At 75.8% G+C, this 19403-nt stretch carries 17 protein-coding genes and 1 pseudogene; 2 read left to right on the top strand and 16 right to left on the bottom strand.

Going from position 1 to position 19403, the window contains the following annotated elements; all coding sequences use genetic code 11:
- Positions 1 to 4: 4 nt before the first annotated feature.
- From ispG to J5O08_RS13835, 3 genes are all read right to left on the bottom strand, one after another.
- Positions 5 to 1141: a flavodoxin-dependent (E)-4-hydroxy-3-methylbut-2-enyl-diphosphate synthase gene (gene ispG, locus J5O08_RS13845; protein ID WP_217616054.1), complete on the bottom strand. Its 1137-nt coding sequence runs from the start codon at positions 1139 to 1141 to the stop codon at positions 5 to 7.
- A gap of 83 nt (positions 1142 to 1224) precedes the next feature.
- Positions 1225 to 2541, bottom strand: a complete 1317-nt coding sequence (locus J5O08_RS13840; RefSeq protein WP_218707467.1) for an RIP metalloprotease — start codon at positions 2539 to 2541, stop codon at positions 1225 to 1227.
- A 14-nt stretch (positions 2542 to 2555) separates the two neighbouring features.
- Positions 2556 to 3800 (bottom strand): diguanylate cyclase, encoded by a 1245-nt coding sequence (locus J5O08_RS13835; RefSeq protein ID WP_218707466.1) that lies wholly within the window; start codon positions 3798 to 3800, stop codon positions 2556 to 2558.
- Between the two features lie 188 nt (positions 3801 to 3988).
- Between J5O08_RS13835 and J5O08_RS13830 the strand changes: the two genes are divergently transcribed.
- A complete protein-coding gene (locus J5O08_RS13830) occupies positions 3989 to 5410 on the top strand; it encodes an FAD-dependent oxidoreductase (RefSeq protein ID WP_308281616.1) in 1422 nt (473 codons plus the stop codon).
- 122 nt (positions 5411 to 5532) lie between these two features.
- Here J5O08_RS13830 and dxr read toward each other — a convergent pair whose 3' ends face one another.
- The 8 genes from dxr to rpsB form a co-directional block, all read right to left on the bottom strand.
- Complete coding sequence (gene dxr / locus J5O08_RS13825) at positions 5533 to 6717, bottom strand: 1-deoxy-D-xylulose-5-phosphate reductoisomerase (protein ID WP_218707465.1); 1185 nt, start codon at positions 6715 to 6717, stop codon at positions 5533 to 5535.
- Positions 6718 to 6742: 25 nt separating this feature from the next.
- Entirely contained in the window at positions 6743 to 7300 is a 558-nt protein-coding gene (locus J5O08_RS13820; protein WP_147793861.1) for a DivIVA domain-containing protein, read from the bottom strand.
- Entirely contained in the window at positions 7300 to 8424 is a 1125-nt protein-coding gene (gene rlmN, locus J5O08_RS13815; RefSeq protein ID WP_217616031.1) for a 23S rRNA (adenine(2503)-C(2))-methyltransferase RlmN, read from the bottom strand. Before rlmN ends, J5O08_RS13820 begins: the two co-directional genes overlap by 1 nt.
- An 87-nt stretch (positions 8425 to 8511) precedes the next feature.
- The gene (locus J5O08_RS13810; protein ID WP_218707464.1) at positions 8512 to 9369 is read right to left on the bottom strand and encodes a phosphatidate cytidylyltransferase; all 858 of its coding nucleotides are present in this window, start codon (positions 9367 to 9369) and stop codon (positions 8512 to 8514) included.
- Positions 9369 to 9926 carry a ribosome recycling factor gene (frr, locus tag J5O08_RS13805; protein ID WP_218707463.1) on the bottom strand — a complete coding sequence of 186 codons (558 nt, stop codon included), beginning with the start codon at positions 9924 to 9926 and terminating at the stop codon, positions 9369 to 9371. The genes J5O08_RS13810 and frr overlap by 1 nt, the downstream gene beginning before the upstream one ends.
- Before the next feature lie 66 nt (positions 9927 to 9992).
- Positions 9993 to 10712: a UMP kinase gene (pyrH, locus tag J5O08_RS13800; RefSeq protein ID WP_147793864.1), complete on the bottom strand. Its 720-nt coding sequence runs from the start codon at positions 10710 to 10712 to the stop codon at positions 9993 to 9995.
- Between the two features lie 91 nt (positions 10713 to 10803).
- Positions 10804 to 11649, bottom strand: coding sequence for a translation elongation factor Ts (tsf, locus tag J5O08_RS13795; RefSeq protein ID WP_147793865.1), 846 nt, complete (start codon positions 11647 to 11649; stop codon positions 10804 to 10806).
- A 43-nt stretch (positions 11650 to 11692) separates the two neighbouring features.
- Positions 11693 to 12646 (bottom strand): 30S ribosomal protein S2, encoded by a 954-nt coding sequence (gene rpsB, locus J5O08_RS13790; RefSeq protein WP_218707462.1) that lies wholly within the window; start codon positions 12644 to 12646, stop codon positions 11693 to 11695.
- Positions 12647 to 13107: 461 nt separating this feature from the next.
- Here rpsB and J5O08_RS13785 point away from each other — a divergent pair.
- Positions 13108 to 13626: pseudogene (locus tag J5O08_RS13785) on the top strand (M23 family metallopeptidase); the annotation flags it as partial.
- A 60-nt stretch (positions 13627 to 13686) separates the two neighbouring features.
- Here the strand turns inward: J5O08_RS13785 and whiG are convergent.
- The 5 genes from whiG to J5O08_RS13760 form a co-directional block, all read right to left on the bottom strand.
- A complete protein-coding gene (whiG, locus tag J5O08_RS13780; RefSeq protein ID WP_218707461.1) occupies positions 13687 to 14715 on the bottom strand; it encodes an RNA polymerase sigma factor WhiG in 1029 nt (342 codons plus the stop codon).
- Positions 14716 to 14735: 20 nt separating this feature from the next.
- Positions 14736 to 15623, bottom strand: a complete 888-nt coding sequence (locus J5O08_RS13775; protein WP_308281615.1) for a tyrosine recombinase XerC — start codon at positions 15621 to 15623, stop codon at positions 14736 to 14738.
- Positions 15624 to 16135: 512 nt separating this feature from the next.
- A complete protein-coding gene (gene dprA, locus J5O08_RS13770) occupies positions 16136 to 17503 on the bottom strand; it encodes a DNA-processing protein DprA (RefSeq protein WP_218707459.1) in 1368 nt (455 codons plus the stop codon).
- The gene (locus J5O08_RS13765; RefSeq protein WP_218707457.1) at positions 17500 to 19029 is read right to left on the bottom strand and encodes a YifB family Mg chelatase-like AAA ATPase; all 1530 of its coding nucleotides are present in this window, start codon (positions 19027 to 19029) and stop codon (positions 17500 to 17502) included. Before J5O08_RS13765 ends, dprA begins: the two co-directional genes overlap by 4 nt.
- Positions 19029 to 19391: a YraN family protein gene (locus J5O08_RS13760; protein WP_218707455.1), complete on the bottom strand. Its 363-nt coding sequence runs from the start codon at positions 19389 to 19391 to the stop codon at positions 19029 to 19031. The genes J5O08_RS13765 and J5O08_RS13760 overlap by 1 nt, the downstream gene beginning before the upstream one ends.
- Between the last annotated feature and the right edge of the window lie 12 nt (positions 19392 to 19403).

Raw genomic sequence — 19403 nt, 5'->3', positions numbered from 1 at the left:
GGCGTCAGCCCACCGTCACCACGGGGCCGCCGGGTCCGTCGCCGGCCGGCTCCATGCCCTCGGCGATCCGCATCGCCTCGTCGATGAGCGTCTCGACGATCGCCGACTCCGGGACCGTGCGCACGACCTCGCCGCGCACGAAGATCTGCCCCTTGCCGTTGCCCGACGCCACGCCGAGGTCCGCCTCGCGCGCCTCGCCCGGGCCGTTCACCACGCAGCCCATCACCGCGACCCGCAGCGGCACCTCGAGGCCCTCCAGGCCGGCGGTGACCCGCTCGGCCAGCGTGTACACGTCCACCTGCGCGCGCCCGCACGACGGGCAGGACACGATCTCGAGCTTGCGCGGCCGGAGGTTCAGCGACTGCAGGATCTGGATCCCGACCTTGACCTCCTCGACCGGAGGCGCCGACAGCGAGACCCGGATCGTGTCGCCGATGCCCTTGCTCAGCAGCGCGCCGAACGCGGTCGCCGACTTGATCGTGCCCTGGAACGCCGGGCCGGCCTCGGTCACCCCGAGGTGCAGCGGCCAGTCGCCGCGCTCGGACAGCAGCTCGTAGGCGCGCACCATCACGACCGGGTCGTTGTGCTTCACCGAGATCTTGAAGTCGTGGAAGTCGTGCTCCTCGAACAGCGACGCCTCCCACACGGCCGACTCGACCAGGGCCTCCGGCGTCGCCTTGCCGTACTTCGCGAGCAGCCGCGGGTCGAGCGAGCCGGCGTTGACGCCGATCCGCAGCGACACCCCGGCGTCCTGCGCGGCGCGGGCGATCTCCTTGACCTGGTCGTCGAACTTCCGGATGTTGCCCGGGTTGACCCGCACGGCCGCGCAGCCGGCGTCGATCGCGGCGAACACGTACCGCGGCTGGAAGTGGATGTCGGCGACCACCGGGATCTGCGACTTGCGCGCGATGGCCGGCAACGCGTCCGCGTCGTCCTGCGTCGGCACCGCCACGCGGACGATGTCGCAGCCCGCCGCGGTCAGCTCGGCGATCTGCTGCAGGGTCGCGTTCACGTCGGAGGTCAGGGTCGTCGTCATCGACTGCACGCTGACCGGGGCGTCGCCCCCGACCTCGACCTTGCCCACGCGGATCTTCCGGGTCGGGCGGCGCGGGGCCAGCACCGGCGGAGGAGCCTCCGGCATGCCCAGGCTGATGGGGGTGCTCACCGGGCCATCATCGCACCGCGGGGCCGCACCGCGCCCGAGCAGGGCCGGCCGGTCGCCGCTCAGCCGAACGTGATCGGCGCGACGATGTCCGCGTAGGCGAGCAGCAGGCCCATCCCGCCGAGCACGACGAACACCGCGAGCGCCACGGGCTGCAGCCGGGCGGCGTCCGCGGGGCGCGGCCGGGGCAGCTTCCGCAGCCGGGCGACCTGGCGCTTGAGGCCCTCCCAGAGCGCCGCCGCGACGTGCCCGCCGTCCAGCGGGACGAGCGGGATGAGGTTGAACACGAACAGCGCGATGTTCAGCGACGCGAGCAGGCTGAGCATCCCGGACACCCGCTCCGCGACCCCGACGCCCGTCGCGTCCGACGAGGCGACCTCGCCGGCCAGCCGCGCCACGCCGACCGGGCCGAGCACGCCCTCGGCGCTCCGCTCCCCGTCCCCGAACGCGCTCTCCGCGATGCCGACCAGGTTCGCCGGCAGCGTGACGACGGCCCGCATGGTCTGCCACACGGCGTCGCCGGTCAGCTCCACCACCTCGGACACCGGCTGCCGCTGCAGCTCCGTCCCGGGGCTCACGCCGAGGAACCCGACCGGGCGCGTCACCGGGTCGCCGTCGTCGTCGAGGACCGCCTGCCCCGCGTCGTCCGTCACCGGCCGCTCGGCGACCACCGGGGTCACCGTGAGCTCGACGCGCTCGCCGTCGCGCTCGACGACGACCGGCACGGCCTGGTCGCCCGAGCCGCGGATCAGGCCGCTGAGCTGGTCCCAGGACGTGATCGCCACGCCGTCGTACGACACCACGGTGTCGCCGGGCTGCAGGCCGGCCTCCGCGCCCGGGGCAGCCGGGTCGTCGGCCGAGCACTCCGTCGCGGTCGACCCCGCCGGGAGCACGCACTGGCTCACCGAGGACAGCGTCGTGCTGGCGCCCTGCACGCCGATGCCGACGAGCACGACCGCCAGCAGCACCACGGCGATGATCAGGTTCATCACCGGCCCGCCGAGCATGACCACGAGCTTCTTCGGCGTCGAGAGCCGGTAGAACGCCCGGTGGTCCTCCCCCGGGCGGATCTCCTCCGCGCTGGCCTCGCGGGCGTCGGCGGCGATCCGGCTGAAGAACCCGCGCACCGGCGGGTTCCCCACCGCGTCGGGGGTCGGGTACATGCCGATCAGCCGGACGTAGCCGCCGAGCGGGATGGCCTTGACCCCGTACTCCGTCTCGCCCTTCGTCCGGGACCACAGGGTCGGGCCGAAGCCGACCATGTACTGGCTCACGCGCACGCCGAACTTCTTGGCCGGCACCATGTGCCCGACCTCGTGCAGCGCGATGGACACGAGGATGCCCACCACGAGCACCACGACGCCGATCGCGTAGGCCATGCGGGGGTCTCCGTTCAGTGCGGCGACCCGCCGAGCGGGTCGGCTCGGCGGGGGTGGGACGACCCCCCATCCTGCCCCGGATTCCTGGGGGCGGGCTGGACGTCGGCCGTGCCGGGGTCCGCGTCGTGGTCCGGGTCGCCGTCGACGACCACCCGGTCCCGGCCCGCGCGCTTGGCCCGGTACATCAGCGCGTCGACGCGGCCGAGCGCGGCGGCCGGCTCCTCGCCCGCCCGCAGGGCGGTGACCCCGAGGCTCGCCGTCACGTCCACCGGCGCCTGCCCCCGCACCGCGCCCGGGACCGCCGCGCGCAGCCGCTCGGCCAGCGCCCGCGCGTCGTCGGCCCCCGTCCCGGGCGCGACCACGAGGAACTCCTCGCCGCCCAGCCGCGCGACCAGGTCCCCGGACCGCACGTGCTGCTCCAGCGCCCGCGCCACCGCCACCAGCACCCGGTCGCCGACGGCGTGGCCGTGCACGTCGTTCACCGCCTTGAACCGGTCCAGGTCCAGGTAGACCAGCGCCACGTCCAGCCCCGACCCGACGACCCGCGCCTGGTATGCCAGCTCGTCCTCGAGCCGACGGCGGTTCGCCGCGCCGGTCAGCGGGTCGCGGTAGGCCATCTCCCGCATGGACGCCGCCTCCGCGCTGGCGTGCTCCGCGACCTGGAACGCCCGGGCGGCGTGCTCCTTTGTGCGGGACAGCACCCAGACCATCGCCGCCAGCACGGCCAGGTACACCGCGTACCGCGCCAGGTCGACCGCGTGCCCGCGCGCGTCACCGTCGGACGGGCCGAGCGCGAGAGCGACCCAGCCGACCGCCAGCGTCGCGAGGACCACCGCGGCCGCGTGCAGCGCCGCGAACCGGGTCGGGAACACCAGGTAGCCGATCACCACGAACAGCGCGAGGCCCATGAACGTCGTCGGGAACAGCGCGTCCCAGCCCCCGCCCCCGGCCGAGCCCAGCCGGCTGCCCATCGTCACGAGCCACAGCGCGTCCAGCCCGAGCAGCACGACCCGCGACACCGGCACCGTGGCCGCGGGGCGCCGCAGCACCAGCCAGGCGAACAGCAGCACGACGACCAGCAGCACCGGCGACGCCGCCCGCAGCAGCACGTCGTCCCAGCGCAGCACCGCCACCGCGACGACCGACACCGCACCGAACAGCAGGCAGACCAGCAGCACCCGCCGGATGAGACCCAGCGTCGGGTCGCCGGACCGCCGGGCGACCGGCAGGTCCCGCGGCGGTGGTGTGGGTGCGGACATCGCTCCTCGTTCCGGGCGGCCCGGTGCTGCCGGGGAGGGACTCGTCGTGGCACGGTACCCCGCAGGTCGCGGGCCGGAGGGGCGCAGGGGCCCGGTCACCCGCCGGATCACCCGTCCGGCGACCGCCTTGCGCCGCCGGGGGCGAACCGTGACGATCGGTCCGACGCCCGACGACCCCGGGAGGTGGCGTGGAGGACGTGCACGAGGTGGGGCCCGGCCACGACGGCTCCGCCCTCGTCCTGCGGTGGAGCACCGGGGGCGACCCGTCGGCGCGGTCCCTGTGGTTCGACCAGGCCGAGGCGGTGGACCCCCGCCCGCCGCGCGAGCCGCTCGACGGGGACACCACCGCCGACGTCGTCGTCGTGGGCGCGGGGCTCACCGGGCTGTGGACCGCGTACTACCTCCTCGAGGCGGACCCTGCCCTCGACGTCCTCGTCGTCGAGCGGGACGTCGCCGGGGCCGGAGCCAGCGGGCGGACCGGCGGCTGGTACGGCGCCGGACCCGCGTCCGCCGCCGCCCGGGTCGCCGCCGCGCACGGACCCGAGGCGGCCCGCAGCGCGCGTGCCGCCCTGCGCGACGCCGTCGTCGAGGTGGGCGGCGTCGCCGCGGCCGAGCAGATCGACGCCGACGTGGCGGTCGGCGGCCTGCTCACCGTCGCGCGCACGCCGGCGCAGCTGGCGCGGCTCACCGCCGGCACCGGGGCCGCCCGGGCCTGGGGCGACGAGGTGGAGCTGCTCGGGCCGGACGACGTGGCCCGCCTCGTGCGGGCGCCCGGGGCGCTGGGCGGCACCCTCGCGCCCGACGTGGGCCGGCTCCAGCCCGTGGCGCTCGTCCGGGGGCTCGTCGACGTGCTGACCGCGCACGGCGCCCGCGTCACCGAGGGCACCCGGGCGCTGCGGCTCTCCCCCGGCGCCGTCGTCACCGACCAGGGCACGGTGCGCGCGCCCCTCGTCGTCCGGGCCACCGGCGACGGGGCCCCGGCGGGCGCCCGGCACGCCGTCGCCACCGCGCCGCTCGGCGAGGACGTGTGGGCGGCGCTGGGCCTGCGGCGCGGGGTCGTGCTCGCCGACGCCGGCCACCGGCCCGTCCGGGCCCTGCGGACCGCCGACGACCGGCTCGTGCTCAGCCTGCGGAGCGCGCGCACCCCCGCCGCCCCGTCCGGCCAGGACCTCGCCGCCGTGCTGCGCCTCCAGCGGGCTCTGGCGGGGCTGCTGCCCCCCGGCGCCGAGGGGCGGACCACCCACGCGTGGGGCGTCGCGCTCGCCGGCGGGCCGCTGCCGGCGCTCGGGTTCGACGCCGACGCGGGGCTCGCCTGGGCGGACGGCGGCGGGGACGACGGCGTCGCCGCGGGGAACATCGCGGGGCGGACGCTGGCGGAGCTGCTGACCGGGGGCGACGGGGCGCTGACGCGGCTGCCGTGGGTGGTGCGCGGGCCGGCGGGGCGCGGGCCGGCGCGCCGCGGGTCGCGCGAGTTGGACGGCGCGGCCACGCGGCGGTTCACGGACCGGGTCGCGGGGACGCTCCGGGACGGCGCGGCAGCCCTGGCCGACCGGGAGGAGCGCGCCACGGGCCGCCCGAGCCGGCTCACAGGTCTCGCCGGCGATTGCTGACCCGGCGCGCGCGACCCGGCGGCCCCGCCGAGATCGGTGCTCCCGCCCGAGATCGGTGCTTGGAACCACCGTTCTCGACGCGAACCACCGATCTCGACGACCCGACGGCCCGGCGGCCGGGCTCAGGCCGCCGCGACCCGCTCCCGGGCGCGGGCGCGGGCCCAGTCCTCCGCCGCCTGCACGTCCGCGACGTCGCGCACCGGGCCGCCGTCGTGCGCGGCCAGCACCTCCTCCACGGTCTGCACGATGCCGAGGAACCCGAGCCGCCCGGCGAGGAACGCCGCGACGGCCTCCTCGTTGGCCGCGTTGTACACGGCCGGGTGCGTGGCGGATGCGGCGACCGCGGCCCGGGCGAGCGCCACGGCGCCGAACGTGTCCTCGTCCAGCGGCTCGAACTCCCACCGGCCGGACCGCGTCCAGTCGACGGGCGCCGCGGCGTCCGGCAGCCGGTCCGGCCAGGCCAGCCCGAGGGCGATCGGCAGCCGCATGTCCGGCGGGGACGCCTGCGCGATCGTCGAGCCGTCCGCGAACTCCACCATCGAGTGCACGACCGACTGCGGGTGCACGACCACCTGGATGTCGGCCACCGGCACGTCGAACAGCAGGTGCGCCTCGATGAGCTCGAGCCCCTTGTTGACCAGGGTGGCCGAGTTGATCGTGACGACCGGACCCATCGACCACGTCGGGTGCGCGAGCGCCTGCTCGGGGGTCACGTCGGCGAGCTCGGCCCGGGTGCGGCCGCGGAACGGGCCGCCGGACGCGGTGAGCACCAGCCGCCGGACCTCGGACCGCCGCCCGCCGCGCAGGCACTGCGCGATCGCGGAGTGCTCCGAGTCGACGGGGACCACCTGCCCGGGGCGCTGGACCGCGGCCCGCACGAGCGGCCCGCCGGCCACCAGCGACTCCTTGTTCGCGAGGGCCAGCACGCTGCCGGAGCCGAGCGCGGCGAGGGTGGGCCCGAGCCCGACGGACCCGGTGATGCCGTTGAGCACGACGTCGGCGCCCCGGGCGGCGAGCTGGGACGCCGCGTCCCGGCCGGTCAGCACCTCGACGCCGACCTGGCGGAGCCCCGCCTCGGCGGAGGCGCGCACGACCTCGGCGAACACGGTCCCCGCGACGTCCGGGTCGGCGACGGCGACCGTCTGCGCGCCGAGCGACACCGCCTGCCGCGCCAGCGCGACGGGGTCCGAGCCCCCGGCGCTGATCCCGGTGACCCGGAACCGCTCCGGGTTCCGCGTGATGACGTCGGCGGCCTGGGTGCCGATCGATCCGGTGGAGCCGAGCAGGACGACGGTACGCGCGTTCATCCGCCCCATCCTGCCCGAGCGGGACTCACTCCGCGGCGAGCAGCACGTCCACGGCGCGCTCGAGGAACGCGTCGACGGGGCCCTCGGCGTACGCGCGGGCGCCCTTGCGGCGGGTGAACACCGCGGAGCGCACCTCCTGCGCGGTCAGCGGCGCGTTGGTGTCGAAGTAGGCGACGAGGCGGTCGCACAGCGCGTCGACCTCGGCCGCGTCGTACCCGGGCTGGCGGCCCTTCGGGTGCCCGAACCGCTCGCCCTCGGGGCGGGTCAGCCGGCCGTACAGCGAGCGCGCCTGCTCGGCGAGCGTCTCCATCCACGCCTGGCGCCCGCGGTCGGCGATGAAGTCGGCGCGGGACCGCGCGACGAACGCGGCCTCGAGCCGGTCGAGCGCGGCGTCGACGGCGGTGGTGGAGTAGCCGTGCCGGACGAGGTCGAACGCGACGGTCCGCACGTCACGGCTGGACAGCGCGCCGGCGGGGCCCTGCTCGTAGACCGTCCGGGCGTGGGTGAAGAAGTCGTCGACCTCCTCGGGGTGGTACCCCGTCCGCATCCCGGTGACCCGCCGGAACATGGCGCCGCCGCTCATCAGTCCTCCTCAGCCGCCAGCTGGCCGCACGCACCGTCGATGTCGGACCCACGGGTGTCCCGGACGGTGGTCGGGATGCCGTGTGCGCGCAAGCGTGCCACGAACTCCTGCTCGACCGCGGGATCGCTCGCCGTCCACTTCGAACCGGGCGTCGGGTTCAGCGGGATGGGGTTGCAGTGCACCCAGCCGCGGCCCCGCCGGTTGAGCTCGGTGCCCAGCAGGTCGGCGCGCCACGCCTGGTCGTTGATGTCGCGCATCAGCGCGTACTCGATGGACACCCGCCGGCCGGTCGCCTGGAAGTACTCGTAGGCGGCGTCGATGGTCTCCGCGACGCTCCACCGGGTGTTGATCGGCACGAGCTCGTTGCGCAGCTCGTCGTCGGGGGCGTGCAGCGACAGCGCGAGCGTCACCGGGATGCCCTCCTTCGCGAGCTTGCGCATCGCGGGCACCAGGCCGACCGTCGAGACGGTGATGTTGCGGGCCGACATGCCCAGGCCGTCCGGGACCGGCGCGATCATGCGCCGCACGGTCTCCATGACGGTCTTGTAGTTCGCGAGCGGCTCGCCCATGCCCATGAACACGACGTTCGACAGCCGGGTCGGACCGCCGGGGACCTCGCCGGCCTCCAGCGCGGCAGCCGCGGCGCGCACCTGCTCGACGACCTCCGCGGTCGACAGGTTGCGGGTCAGCCCGAGCTGGCCGGTGGCGCAGAACGGGCAGGCCATGCCGCAGCCCGCCTGGCTGGACACGCAGAGCGTGGACCGGTGCGCGTACCTCATGAGCACCGACTCGACCTTGGCGCCGTCGAACAGGTGCCACAGGGTCTTGACCGTGGTGCCGCCGTCGGCCTGCATGGTCCGCGCGGCGGTCAGCAGCTGCGGGAACAGGGCCTCGACCAGCTTGTCGCGGCTCGCGGCCGGCAGGTCGGTCATCGCGGCGGGGTCGACCGTCAGGTGGCTGAAGTAGTGCGTCGCGAGCTGCTTCGCGCGCAGCGGCTTCTCGCCGAGGGCCGTGACGGCCTCGACGCGCTCCTCGGGCGTCAGGTCGACGAAGTGCTTCGGCGGCTTGCCGCGGGCCCCGCGGGTCGGGGCCGACAGGTTGAGTGCGACGGGCGTGGCGCTCACGCGGTCCTCCTCGGGGGGTGTCGTGGTCAGGGTGTCGGGTGGTGCTGGGTGCGGGCTGGGAGCCGGTCGGGCCCCGGCCGTGCGGCGTCAGGCGCCGGCGACGGGCTGGAGCGCCTCGAGCAGCAGGTAGACCACCGGGGCGGCCAGCAGCATCGAGTCGATCCGGTCCAGGATGCCGCCGTGCCCCGGCAGCAGGGTGCCCATGTCCTTGAGCTCGAGGTCGCGCTTGATGAGCGACTCGCCCAGGTCGCCCAGCGTCGCGACCACGACCGTGGCCACGCCCAGCAGCGCGCCCACGGCGGGGTCCCCGTCGAACATGAGGTGCACGCCCAGGACGCCGACCACCGAGGCCAGCACGACCGAGCCGAGCAGGCCCTCCCAGGTCTTCTTGGGGCTGACCGACGGCGCCAGCGGGTGCCGGCCGATCAGCACGCCGACGACGTAGCCGCCGGTGTCGTTCGCGACGCAGAGCAGGATGAACAGGGCCACCCGCATCGCGCCGTCCTCGGCCGCCAGCATCAGCATGACGAAGCCGGCCATGAGCGGCAGGTACGCCGCCGCGAACACGCCCGACGTCGCGTCCCGCACCGCCCGCGGGCCGCTGCCGTCGAGCACCCGCCAGACGACGATGCCCCCGACGGTCAGCACGAACGCGACGAACAGGGCCTCCATCCCCGCGACGTACGCGGAGACGAGGATGCCGACGTCGCCGACGAGCAGCGGCAGCACGGGGATGTGCACGCCGCGCCGGGCGAACGCCTGCGCGAGCTCCCAGAGGCCGGCGCCCACCGCGGCGACCGCGATGAGCCCGAAGGCCTCGCGGCGGATGAACAGCGACGCCGCGACGAGGACCAGCAGCCCGAGGCCGACGGCGACGGCGACGGGCAGGTCGCGCCCGGCACGCGAGGTGCCGGGCGCCGGGGCGACGGCGGGGTGGGACGACATCAGACCTCGAGGAGCTCGGACTCCTTGGAGGACAGGAGCTGGTCGACCAGGTCGACGTGCCGCTTCGTGACGGCCTCCAGCTCCTTCTCCGCGCGCACGACCTCGTCCTCGCCGGCGTCGCCGTCCTTGACCAGGCGGTCCAGCTCGTCCTTGGCGCGGCGGCGGATGTTGCGCAGGGAGATGCGCGCGTCCTCGGCCTTGGTCTTGGCGAGCTTGACGAACTCCTTGCGGCGCTCGGTGGTCAGCGCGGGCAGGGTCACGCGGATGACGTTGCCGTCGTTGGTCGGGTTCACACCCAGGTCCGAGTCGCGCAGCGCCTTCTCGATCCCCTGCATCGACGACTTGTCGAACGGGGAGATGAGGATCGTGCGCGCCTCGGTGACGTTGAACGACGCCAGCTGCTGCAGCGGCGTCGGGCTGCCGTAGTAGTCGACCGTGATCTTGTTGAACATCGCCGCGTTGGCACGACCCGTGCGGATCGCGGCGAAGTCCTCCTTGGCGACCTCGACGGCCTTGTCCATCTTCTCCTCGGCCTCGAGGAGGATCTCGTCGATCACGGTTGCTCCTTCAGTCATGGTCGTGCTGGTGGCGTGCTGCCGGTCGGGGCGCCGGCGACGACGCGGTCAGTCCTCGGTGACCAGCGTCCCGATCTTCTCACCCCGGAGCACCCGGGTGACGTTGCCCGGCTCCTCCAGCCCGAAGACGCGCATGCGCACGCCGTTGTCGCGGCACATCGACAGCGCGGTCGAGTCCATGACGCCGAGCTCCTGCACGATCGCCTCGGTGTACGTCAGGTGGTCGAGCTTCGTGGCCGTGGGGTCCGTGCGCGGGTCCGCGGTGTAGACCCCGTCGACACCGTTCTTGCCCATCAGCACCTCGTCGCAGTGCGTCTCGAGGGCGCGCTGCACGCAGACGGTGTCGGTCGAGAAGTACGGCATGCCGGCGCCGGCGCCGAAGATCACGACGCGGCCCTTCTCCATGTGCCGGATGGCGCGCAGCGGGATGTACGGCTCGGCGACCTGGCCCATCGTGATGGCGGTCTGCACGCGCGTGTCCACGCCGGCCTGCTCCAGGAAGTCCTGCAGCGCCAGGCAGTTCATGACCGTGCCCAGCATGCCCATGTAGTCCGCGCGGGCCCGGTCCAGGCCGTTCTGGGCCAGCTCGGCCCCGCGGAAGAAGTTGCCGCCGCCGCACACGATGGCCACCTGCACGCCGTCGGCGACCGCGGCCGCGATCTCGGCGGCCACGCGGCGCACCACGCCGGCGTCCAGGCCGATCGACCCGCCCCCGAACGCCTCGCCCGACAGCTTCAGCAGCACCCGCCGCGGATCGGTCTCGGTCATGGGGTACCTCCAGGGTGTCGGCGGGGTGCTGCGGGGATCTCGCGCCGGTGGCCCCGGCCCATCAGGGCCGGGGCCACCGGGTGTGGCGTCGTCAGGCGCCGACGCGGAACCGCACGAAGCCGGTCACCGTGCCGCCGACCTCGGCGAGCACCTGGGCGATCGACTTCTTCGAGTCCTTCGCGAACGGCTGGTCCAGGAGGACGACGTCCTTGAAGTAGCCGGTCAGGCGGCCCTCGACGATCTTCGGCAGCGCGGCCTCGGGCTTGCCCTCGTTGCGGGCGGTCTCCTCGGCGATGCGGCGCTCGTTCTCGACCGTCTCGGCCGGGACCTCGTCGCGAGTCAGGTAGGACGGCGAGAACGCGGCGATGTGCGTCGCGATGTCGCGGGCCACCTCGGCACCCTTGGCGTCGGTCGCGACGAGCACGCCGACCTGCGGGGGGAGGTCCTTGTTCACCTTGTGCAGGTAGACGGAGACCTTCTCGCCGGCGACGCGGGCCACGCGGCGCACGACGACCTTCTCGCCGAGAACGGCGGCCGTCTCGTCGACGACCTCCTGCAGCGACTTGCCGTCGACGTCGGCCGAGAGCAGCGCGTCGGCGTCGCGGGCGCCGGAGGCGACCGCCGTGGCGAGCACCTTCTCCGACAGGGTGATGAACGTGGCGTTCTTGGCGACGAAGTCCGTCTCCGAGTTCACCTCGACGATCACGCCGACCTCGTCCTCGCCGTCGCCGGCGGTGACGACCTCGGCCGCGACCAGGCCGTCGGAGGCCGAGCGGCCCTCACGCTTGGAGACGCCCTTCAGGCCCTTGACGCGGATGATCTCGAGCGCCTTGTCGGCGTCGCCCTCCGCCTCCTCGAGCGCCTTCTTGACGTCCATCATGCCCGCGCCGGTCTTCTCGCGGAGCGCCTTGATGTCGGCCATGGAGTAGTTGGCCATCTGTTCCGTCCTTCTCGTCAGTACGTGCGATCGGCGGACCGGGTCACTTGGACTCGGCGTCGCCCTCGGACTCGGCGGCGGCGGTCTCCGTGGCGGCGGCCTCGGCAGCGGCCTCGACGGCCGGAGCGGCGTCCTGACCCGGGGTGGCAGCACCCTCGGCGGCGCCGGCCTCGCCCGCGGGGGCCTCGTCGGCGGTCGCCTGCGTGGCGGCCAGCGACTCCTCGGCACCGGCCAGGAGCTCGCGCTCCCACTCGGCCAGCGGCTCGGACTCGGCCGACGCGGCCTCGGCGCCACCCTGGCGGCCCGAGTGGCGCTGCAGCGTGCCCTCGGCGGCCGCGTCCGCGATCACGCGGGTCAGCAGCTGCACGGCGCGGATCGCGTCGTCGTTGCCCGGGATCGGGTAGTCGACGACGTCCGGGTCGCAGTTGGTGTCGAGGATCGCGACGATCGGGATGCCCAGCTTGCGCGCCTCGTCGACGGCCAGGTGCTCCTTGTTGGTGTCGACGATCCAGACCGCGGACGGGGTCCGGGTCATGTCGCGGATGCCGCCCAGCGTCTTCGCGAGCTTGTCCTTCTCGCGACGCATGATGAGGAGCTCCTTCTTCGTGTACGCGCTCCCCGCGACGTCGTCGAAGTCGATGAGCTCGAGCTCCTTGAGGCGCTGCAGGCGCTTGTTCACCGTCTGGAAGTTGGTGAGCATGCCGCCCAGCCAGCGCTGGTTGACGTAGGGCATCCCGACGCGGGCGGCCTGCTCGGCCACCGGCTCCTGCGCCTGCTTCTTCGTGCCGACGAACAGGATGGTGCCGCCGTGGGCGACCGTCTCCTTGACGAAGTCGTACGCGCGGTCGATGTAGGACAGCGACTGCTGCAGGTCGACGATGTAGATGCCGTTGCGCTCGGTGAAGATGAAGCGCTTCATCTTGGGGTTCCAGCGGCGGGTCTGGTGCCCGAAGTGGACACCGCTCTCGAGCAGCTGGCGCATGGTCACGACGGCCATGGTGGTCCTTCCGCGCGCCCGCGTCGGGGGCGCGCACAGTGATCGCGGGCCCGCCTCGGCGCACCCGCTCGTCCGGTTGTCGGCGCCTCCCGAGCGGGAAGCACCCCTGGCGCCACGCCCTTGCCGACACCGGGCCCCTGGGGGTCCCGGACCGCTGCCGGCGCCGGCCCTCCGCACGCACCTCTCCCGCCGGGGCGGTGGGGGTGTGAGCGTCGGTGATGACGCGCGATGTCGACCGGCACGTACCGGTCGCAAGGAGGAGTCTACCGGACGGGCACGAGGGCCCGGACCGGTGCGGGCACGCGACCGCGTGACGTGCGCGACGCCGCTCGACGGGGGCGCGGCGCGCAGGCGGCGGGTGCCACCCGCGCCGGGCCTCGACCGGAGCGGTACCGCGCCCCGAGCGGGCACCGAACCCTCCACAGGGGCCACGACCGTGTCGCGTCCCCAAGCCGCCGGCGGTGGCCCCGCGCGCGGGTCGCCGGTTCCCGGACGCTCGGGACGTGCCCGTCGTCCCGCTCCCCCGCCGCGTCCTCGCCACCGTCGTGCTGCTCGCGCTCGCCGCCGCGCCGCTGGCGGTCGCCCGCACCGTGCTCGGTGCCGGCCCGCCGCGTGCGGTCGTCGCGCGCGCGGCCGACGCGTGGCGGGCGCCGGTCGACCCGGTCGCGGTCGTCGAGCCGTTCGACGGCCCGGCGGTGCCGTGGGCCGCGGGCCACCGCGGCGTCGACCTCGACGCGCCCGTCGGCACGCCCGTGCTGGCGCCGCGCGCCGGCGTGGTGGCGTTCGCCGGGGTCGTGGTCGACCGGCCCGTGCTGACGGTCAGGCACGACGACGGGCTGCGCAGCTCCGTCGAGCCGGTCACCGCGACCGTCGCGGTGGGCGACCGCGTGGCGGCGGGGTCGGTGGTCGGCACCGTCGGCGCCGACCGCAGCCACTGCGAGCCGGCCTGCCTGCACTGGGGCGTGCGCGACGGCGACGTCTACCTCGACCCGATGCTCCTGCTCCGGGGCGGGCCGGTCGTCCTGCTCGCCCGCGGCGGGTCAGCCGCGGTCGGCCTCCGTCAGCCGCGCGCGCAGGCGCAGCATCGCGGCGGTGTGCATCTGCGAGATGCGCGACTCCGTCACGCCGAGGACGCGGCCGATCTCGGCGAGGGTCATGCCCTCGTAGTAGTAGAGGACCAGCACGAGCTTCTCCCGCTCGCCGAGCTGGTCGATCGCCCGGGCCAGCAGGAACTTCGTCTCCTGGGCCTCGAAGGAGTTCTCGGGGTCCGGCGTGCGGTCGTCGCCGAGGGTGTCGAGCAGCGACAGCCGGTCGCCTCGGTCCTCCCCCGCGCCGAGCAGCTCGTCCAGCGCCGCCACGTTCACCGTCGACAGCTGCGTGAACAGCGCCCGCAGCTCGCGGATGTCCATCTGCAGCCGGGCGGCCACCTCGGACTCCGTCGGCACCCGGTGCAGACTGCTCTCGAGCTCGGCGTACGCGCGGTCCACCGCCCGGGCCTTGGTCCGCACCGAGCGCGGGATCCAGTCCATCGCGCGCAGCTCGTCGATGATCGCCCCGCGGATGCGGGCGCTCGCGTACGTCTCGAACTTGACCGACCGACCGGGCTCGTACTTCTCGATCGCGTCGATCAGGCCGAACATGCCGTAGGACACCAGGTCGGCCTGCTCGACCATCGCCGGCAGGCGCATGCCCACGCGACCGGCCACGGCGGTGACCAGCGGGGCGTAGTGCAGGATCAGCCGCTCGCGCACCAGGCGGTCGCCGCCCGCCTTGAAGAGCTGCCAGTCCAGGGCGACCGGGTCCGCCGCCGCACCCGCGAGCGCCTCGAGGTCGTCCAGCTCCGGGTCGTCGACCGCGGTGAGCGTGACGACCGCCTCGAGGTCGACGTCCTCGAGCTCCGCCTCCGCGACCTCGGCGGCGACGGCGACCGCGCCGGCGGCGTCCAGCTCGAGCTCGTCGGTGCCCAGCGACTGCTGCCGCGGGATCACCCCGAGGGGCGCGGACGGCGCACCCGGCGCACGGCGCGACGAGGCAGCCAGCGGGACGGTGTCCTCAGCCGGAACTGACATGGGCCTCTCCATCTCGGACGTCATGCGCGGGGGTGAGCCTGCTCGAAGGACGCGCGGAGGCGGTCCGCGGTCACGTGGGTGTAGCGCTGGGTGGTGGCGAGGCTCGCGTGCCCCAGCACCTCTTGCACGCTGCGGAGGTCGGAACCGCCCTCCAGCAGGTGCGTCGCGGCCGAGTGCCGGAGCGCGTGGGGGGCCACGTCGCTCACCCCGGCGGCGGCCGACACGTCGTGCACCGCCCGGCGCAGCTGGCGCTGGTCCGCACGGGCGCCGCGGCGGCCGAGCAGGAGCGCCGGGCCGGAGGTCTCCGTGGCGAGGGCCGGCCGGCCGCGGGCCAGCCAGGCCTCGACCGCCTCGACCGCCAGCTCCCCGACCGGGACGACGCGCTGCTTGTCACCCTTGCCGGTGAGGCGCATCGTGCGCGTCGCCAGGTCCAGGTCGTCGACGTCCGCGCCGCACAGCTCGCCGACGCGCGCACCGGTCGCGTACAGCAGCTCGAGCGCCGCCCAGTCCCGCAGGTGCACCGGGTCGCCGTCGTCCGCCCGCACCCGGGCGGTGTCGAGCAGCGCGGCGGCCGCGCCCTGGTCGAGCACGGTCGGCAGGTGCGACGCCGGGCGGGCGCTCGCCAGACGCAGCGCCGGGTCCTGCGCGACGCGGCCGGTCCGCGCCGCCCAGGCGAAGAACGTGCGGGCGGCGGCGCCGCGCCGAGCCAGCGTGGCCCGGCTGCGCTCGGCGGTCGCCATCGAGGCGAGCCAGCCGCGCAGGACCGTGAGGTCGACGGCGAGCAGGTCGGCCACGCCGTGGCGCCGCGCGTAACCCGCGAGGTGCTCCAGGTCGCCGAGGTAAGCGCGCACGGTGTTGTCGGAGAGGCCGCGCTGGGTGCGCAGGTGGAGCGCGAACGCGTCGGTCACCGGGGATGTCCCCCGGCCCGGTCCCGCTGCAGCCCCCGTGTGCACGGCACTACGGTCACCTGTCACACCTCCGGGCGACAAGCGGTCTGTGGCGCGTTTCACCCACCCCTGTACGAATCACGGTCAAATGTCCGATTCCACGACGCAATTTCCTACCGTTCGGCAGCGGTTCCGGGGTGATCGCGTCCACCTGTCGGACACCGGGCGGCGGCCCAGGATGTGCGCCGGGCGGGTGAATGCGTTTTCCCACGCGCGAAATCGCCGGAGCGCAGCCGCGGCCTGCTGACGAGGGGCCGCACGGGTGAACCACGGACGCCGCGCGGGCCGCGATCGCGAGAACGCACGCATCACCGACCGAATGTGTGGTTTTGCTTCCCGGTCGTGCCCGCGCGGCTCGGCACGACGTGCGAGCACCACCGCTGGCGTGCGGCGGGCGGACGGCGCACCGACACGGCGCCACCCCCACGGCGGGTCACCGCCCCGACGCCACCGCCCCGCCACCCCGCCGCCGCTCACCATCCCGGCGCCACCGCCCCGCCACCTCGCCGCCGTTCACCACTCCGGCGCCACCGCCCGGCCACCGGGATCGCGTCCCCCGCGAGCTCGAGCAAGCCGAGCGCCGCGATCACCTCGCCCTCGCCGAGACCGGCGCGCCGGGCGATCTCGGCCACCGTGCGGGCCCGCCGGCGGTCGAGCGCGTCGAGGGTGCGGGCCGCCGGGCTGTCCGACCGGTCGGCGGGCCCCGGCGGCCGACCCGCGCCCGAGGGTTCCAACCCCGACACCGACCCCGACCCCGACCCCGACGCCACGCTGCCGTCCGCCTCGCCGCCCGCGTCGGGCGGGTCGAGCAGCTCGACGACCTCCGCCGCGTCGGTCACGCACACGGCCGCCCCGTCCCGGAGCAGCCGGTGGCACCCGGCGGACGCGGCGGACGTGACGGGGCCGGGCACGGCGCCGACGGGACGCATCAGCTCGCCCGCGCGCGCGGCGGTGCTCAGCGCCCCGCTGCGCCAGGCGGCCTCGACGACCACGGTCGCCCTCGCGAGCGCCGCGATGACGCGGTTGCGCTGGAGGAACCGGGCGCGGCTCGGCGGCGTGCCGGGCGGGCTCTCGGCGACGAGGGCGCCCCCGGCGTCGACGATCCGCTCCAGGACGGCGAGGTTGCCCGACGGCGACGGGCGGTCGATGCCACCCGCGAGGAGGGCGACCGTCTGCCCTCCCACCGCCAGGGCGCCGCGGTGGGCGGCGACGTCGACGCCGAACGCCCCGCCCGAGACCACGGTGACGCCGCGGTCGGCCAGCCCGGCGCCGAGGTCTCCCGCGACGCGCTCGCCGTAGGCCGTGGCCGCCCGGGCCCCGACGACGGCCGCCGACCGCGCCGCCGCGCCCGCGAGGTCGGGGTCGCCGCGGAGCCAGAGGCAGAGCGGCGCGGCAGGGCCGAGGTCGTCGAGCGCGCGCGGCCAGGCCGGGTCGCCCGGCACCAGGAGGGCCCCACCCCGCGCCGCGAGGTCGTCCAGCGCCGGTCGCGGGTCCAGGTCCGCCAGCCGCGGAGCCCAGCGGGGAACCGCCCGTCCGAGCACGCGGTGGGTGCCCGCCGGCCAGGGGTCGGCGGCACCCGCACCGACCGGTCCGGGTCCCGCGCCGGTCTCGACCGAGGCGGGTGTCCCGGCGTCGGCGCGTGCCAGGTCGCGCAGCCGGCGCGCAGCCTCCGTCGGGGTCGCCGTCACCGCCCAGAGCGCCCAGGCGAGCGCCGCCGAGGCGCCCAGGGCCGCCACGACGGCACCCGCCGTGGTGTCGCCGGGCTCCGCGACGATGCTCCACGCGGCCCGCGCCCAGGCGTCGCCGCCCCGCTCGGCGGCCGCACCCTCACCCGCGCTCACGCCCCCTGCCCCCGGGTCCGCAGCGCGACGGCGCGTCCGACGTCGTCCGTCGAGGGGGCCGCGCGGCCCGCGAGGTCGGCGACGGTCCAGGCCAGGCGCAGCACCCGGTCGGCGCCGCGGAGCGTGAGCGTGCCCCGGTCGACCCCCCGGTCGACGAGACCGAGCAGCGCGCGGCCCGGTCCCAGCCGGTCACGGAGCACCCGCCCCGGCACGTCGCCGTTGAGCCGCCAGGGCGTCCCCGCCCACCGGCCGGCCTGGGCGGTCCGGGCGGCGGCCACGCGCGCGGCGACGATGGCGGTGCTCTCCGCGGGTTCGCCGAGCTCGGCCCTCCGGACCGCGGGGACCTCGACCTGGACGTCGACGCGGTCGAGCAGCGGCCCGGAGATCTTGCCGAAGTACCGCCGCCGCTCGAGCGAGCGGCAGGTGCACGCGATCCCGGTGCCGACGGCCCGACCGCACGGGCAGGGGTTGGCTGCGAGGACGAGCTGGAACCGCGCCGGGTAGCGGGCGGCGCCGGCCGCGCGGTGCACGACGACCTCGCCGTGCTCGAGCGGCTGCCGGAGCGTCTGCAGGACGGCCGTCGGGAACTCGGGGGCCTCGTCGAGGAACAGCACTCCGCGGTGCGCCCGGGACGCCGCGCCCGGCCGCGGCATCCCGGAGCCGCCGCCGACGATGCTGGCGGGCGTCGCGGTGTGGTGCGGGTCCTCGAAGGGTGGCCGGCGCAGCAGCCCACCGTCGGGGTCGAACGTGCCGGCCACCGAGTGCACGGCGGTGACCTCGACGGCCTCGGCCTCGTCCAGGTCGGGCAGCAGCCCCGGCAGCCGGGAGGCCAGCATGGTCTTGCCCGCCCCGGGCGGCCCCACGAGCAGCAGGTGGTGCCCGCCCGCCGCGGCGACCTCGACCGCCGCACGGGCCTCGCCCTGCCCGAGCACGTCGGCGAGGTCCCCGGACGGGGTGCGGCGCGCCCCGCCGACCCGTGCGGGCGGGACGGCCGGCACGTCCGGGACGGCGACGGCCCCGCCGTACCGCCGGACGACCTCCGCAAGGCTCCGGCAGGCGACGACCCGCGCGCCCGGGACCAGGGCGGCCTCGGGCGCGTCGGCCTCCGGGACGACGACGTCGGGGTGCCCGGCGGCGACGGCGGCGGCGACGGCCGGCAGGACGCCCCGCACCGGGCGGAGGCGCCCGTCGAGGCCCAGCTCGCCGAGGTGCACGACGCCCGCGGCCCGCGGCGCCTCCAGGAGCTCGGCCGCGGCGAGCACGGCGACGGCGACCGCGAGGTCGAACCCCGGCCCCGACTTGGGCAGCGCGGCGGGCGACAGGTTGACCGTGATGCGGCGGTTCGGCCAGGTGAGGCCCGTCGACCCGACGGCCGCCCGCACGCGGTCCCGCGCCTCGGCGAGCGAGGTGTCCGGCAGCCCGACGAGCGCGAAGGCGGGCAGCGACGACGCGAGGTGCGCCTCGACCTCGACGAGGTGCCCGGTGAGCCCGACGAGGCCGACGGCCCGGGTGCGCCCGAGCGCCATCAGCCGATGCCCGCGAGGTGCTCGGCGCGGGGCGGGCGTCCGTCGCGCAGCTCGACGGCCACGAGATCGAGCCGGATCGAGCCGGCGTGCACGTCGTGCTCCGCGAGCCAGGCGCCGAGCAGCACGCGCAGCCGCTGCACCTTCCGCGGTGTCACGGCCTCGTGCGGCGTCCCGTAGGTCGCCGTCCGGCGCGTCTTCACCTCGACGCCGACGACGGCGTCCTCGTCGGGGTCGAGGGCCACCAGGTCGAGCTCGCCGCCCGGCCCGAACCAGTTCCGGTCGAGGACCGTCCAGCCCTCGTTCTCCAGCAGCCGCGCCGCCAGGTCCTCACCCAGCCGGCCCGTCTCGTTCCGCGTGCGCATCGGCACCACCTC

This window comes from Cellulomonas sp. PS-H5, assembly GCF_019265565.1.
Taxonomy (GTDB): domain Bacteria; phylum Actinomycetota; class Actinomycetes; order Actinomycetales; family Cellulomonadaceae; genus Cellulomonas.
The sequence above is the reverse complement of the archived record's forward strand: the minus strand, read 5'-3'. Positions and strand labels throughout refer to the sequence as shown.

What these genes read in the sequence shown, in the direction of transcription:
- ispG (WP_217616054.1), bottom strand. Translation starts at nt 1,141, where the DNA reads ATGCCGGAGGCTCCTCCGCCGGTGCTGGCCCCGCGCCGCCCGACCCGG.
- pyrH (WP_147793864.1), bottom strand. Translation starts at nt 10,712, where the DNA reads ATGACCGAGACCGATCCGCGGCGGGTGCTGCTGAAGCTGTCGGGCGAG.
- J5O08_RS13810 (WP_218707464.1), bottom strand. Translation starts at nt 9,369, where the DNA reads ATGTCGTCCCACCCCGCCGTCGCCCCGGCGCCCGGCACCTCGCGTGCC.
- dxr (WP_218707465.1), bottom strand. Translation starts at nt 6,717, where the DNA reads ATGAACGCGCGTACCGTCGTCCTGCTCGGCTCCACCGGATCGATCGGC.
- J5O08_RS13820 (WP_147793861.1), bottom strand. Translation starts at nt 7,300, where the DNA reads ATGAGCGGCGGCGCCATGTTCCGGCGGGTCACCGGGATGCGGACGGGG.
- rpsB (WP_218707462.1), bottom strand. Translation starts at nt 12,646, where the DNA reads ATGGCCGTCGTGACCATGCGCCAGCTGCTCGAGAGCGGTGTCCACTTC.
- J5O08_RS13765 (WP_218707457.1), bottom strand. Translation starts at nt 19,029, where the DNA reads ATGGCGCTCGGGCGCACCCGGGCCGTCGGCCTCGTCGGGCTCACCGGG.
- J5O08_RS13835 (WP_218707466.1), bottom strand. Translation starts at nt 3,800, where the DNA reads ATGTCCGCACCCACACCACCGCCGCGGGACCTGCCGGTCGCCCGGCGG.
- J5O08_RS13760 (WP_218707455.1), bottom strand. Translation starts at nt 19,391, where the DNA reads ATGCGCACGCGGAACGAGACGGGCCGGCTGGGTGAGGACCTGGCGGCG.
- whiG (WP_218707461.1), bottom strand. Translation starts at nt 14,715, where the DNA reads ATGTCAGTTCCGGCTGAGGACACCGTCCCGCTGGCTGCCTCGTCGCGC.
- J5O08_RS13840 (WP_218707467.1), bottom strand. Translation starts at nt 2,541, where the DNA reads ATGGCCTACGCGATCGGCGTCGTGGTGCTCGTGGTGGGCATCCTCGTG.
- tsf (WP_147793865.1), bottom strand. Translation starts at nt 11,649, where the DNA reads ATGGCCAACTACTCCATGGCCGACATCAAGGCGCTCCGCGAGAAGACC.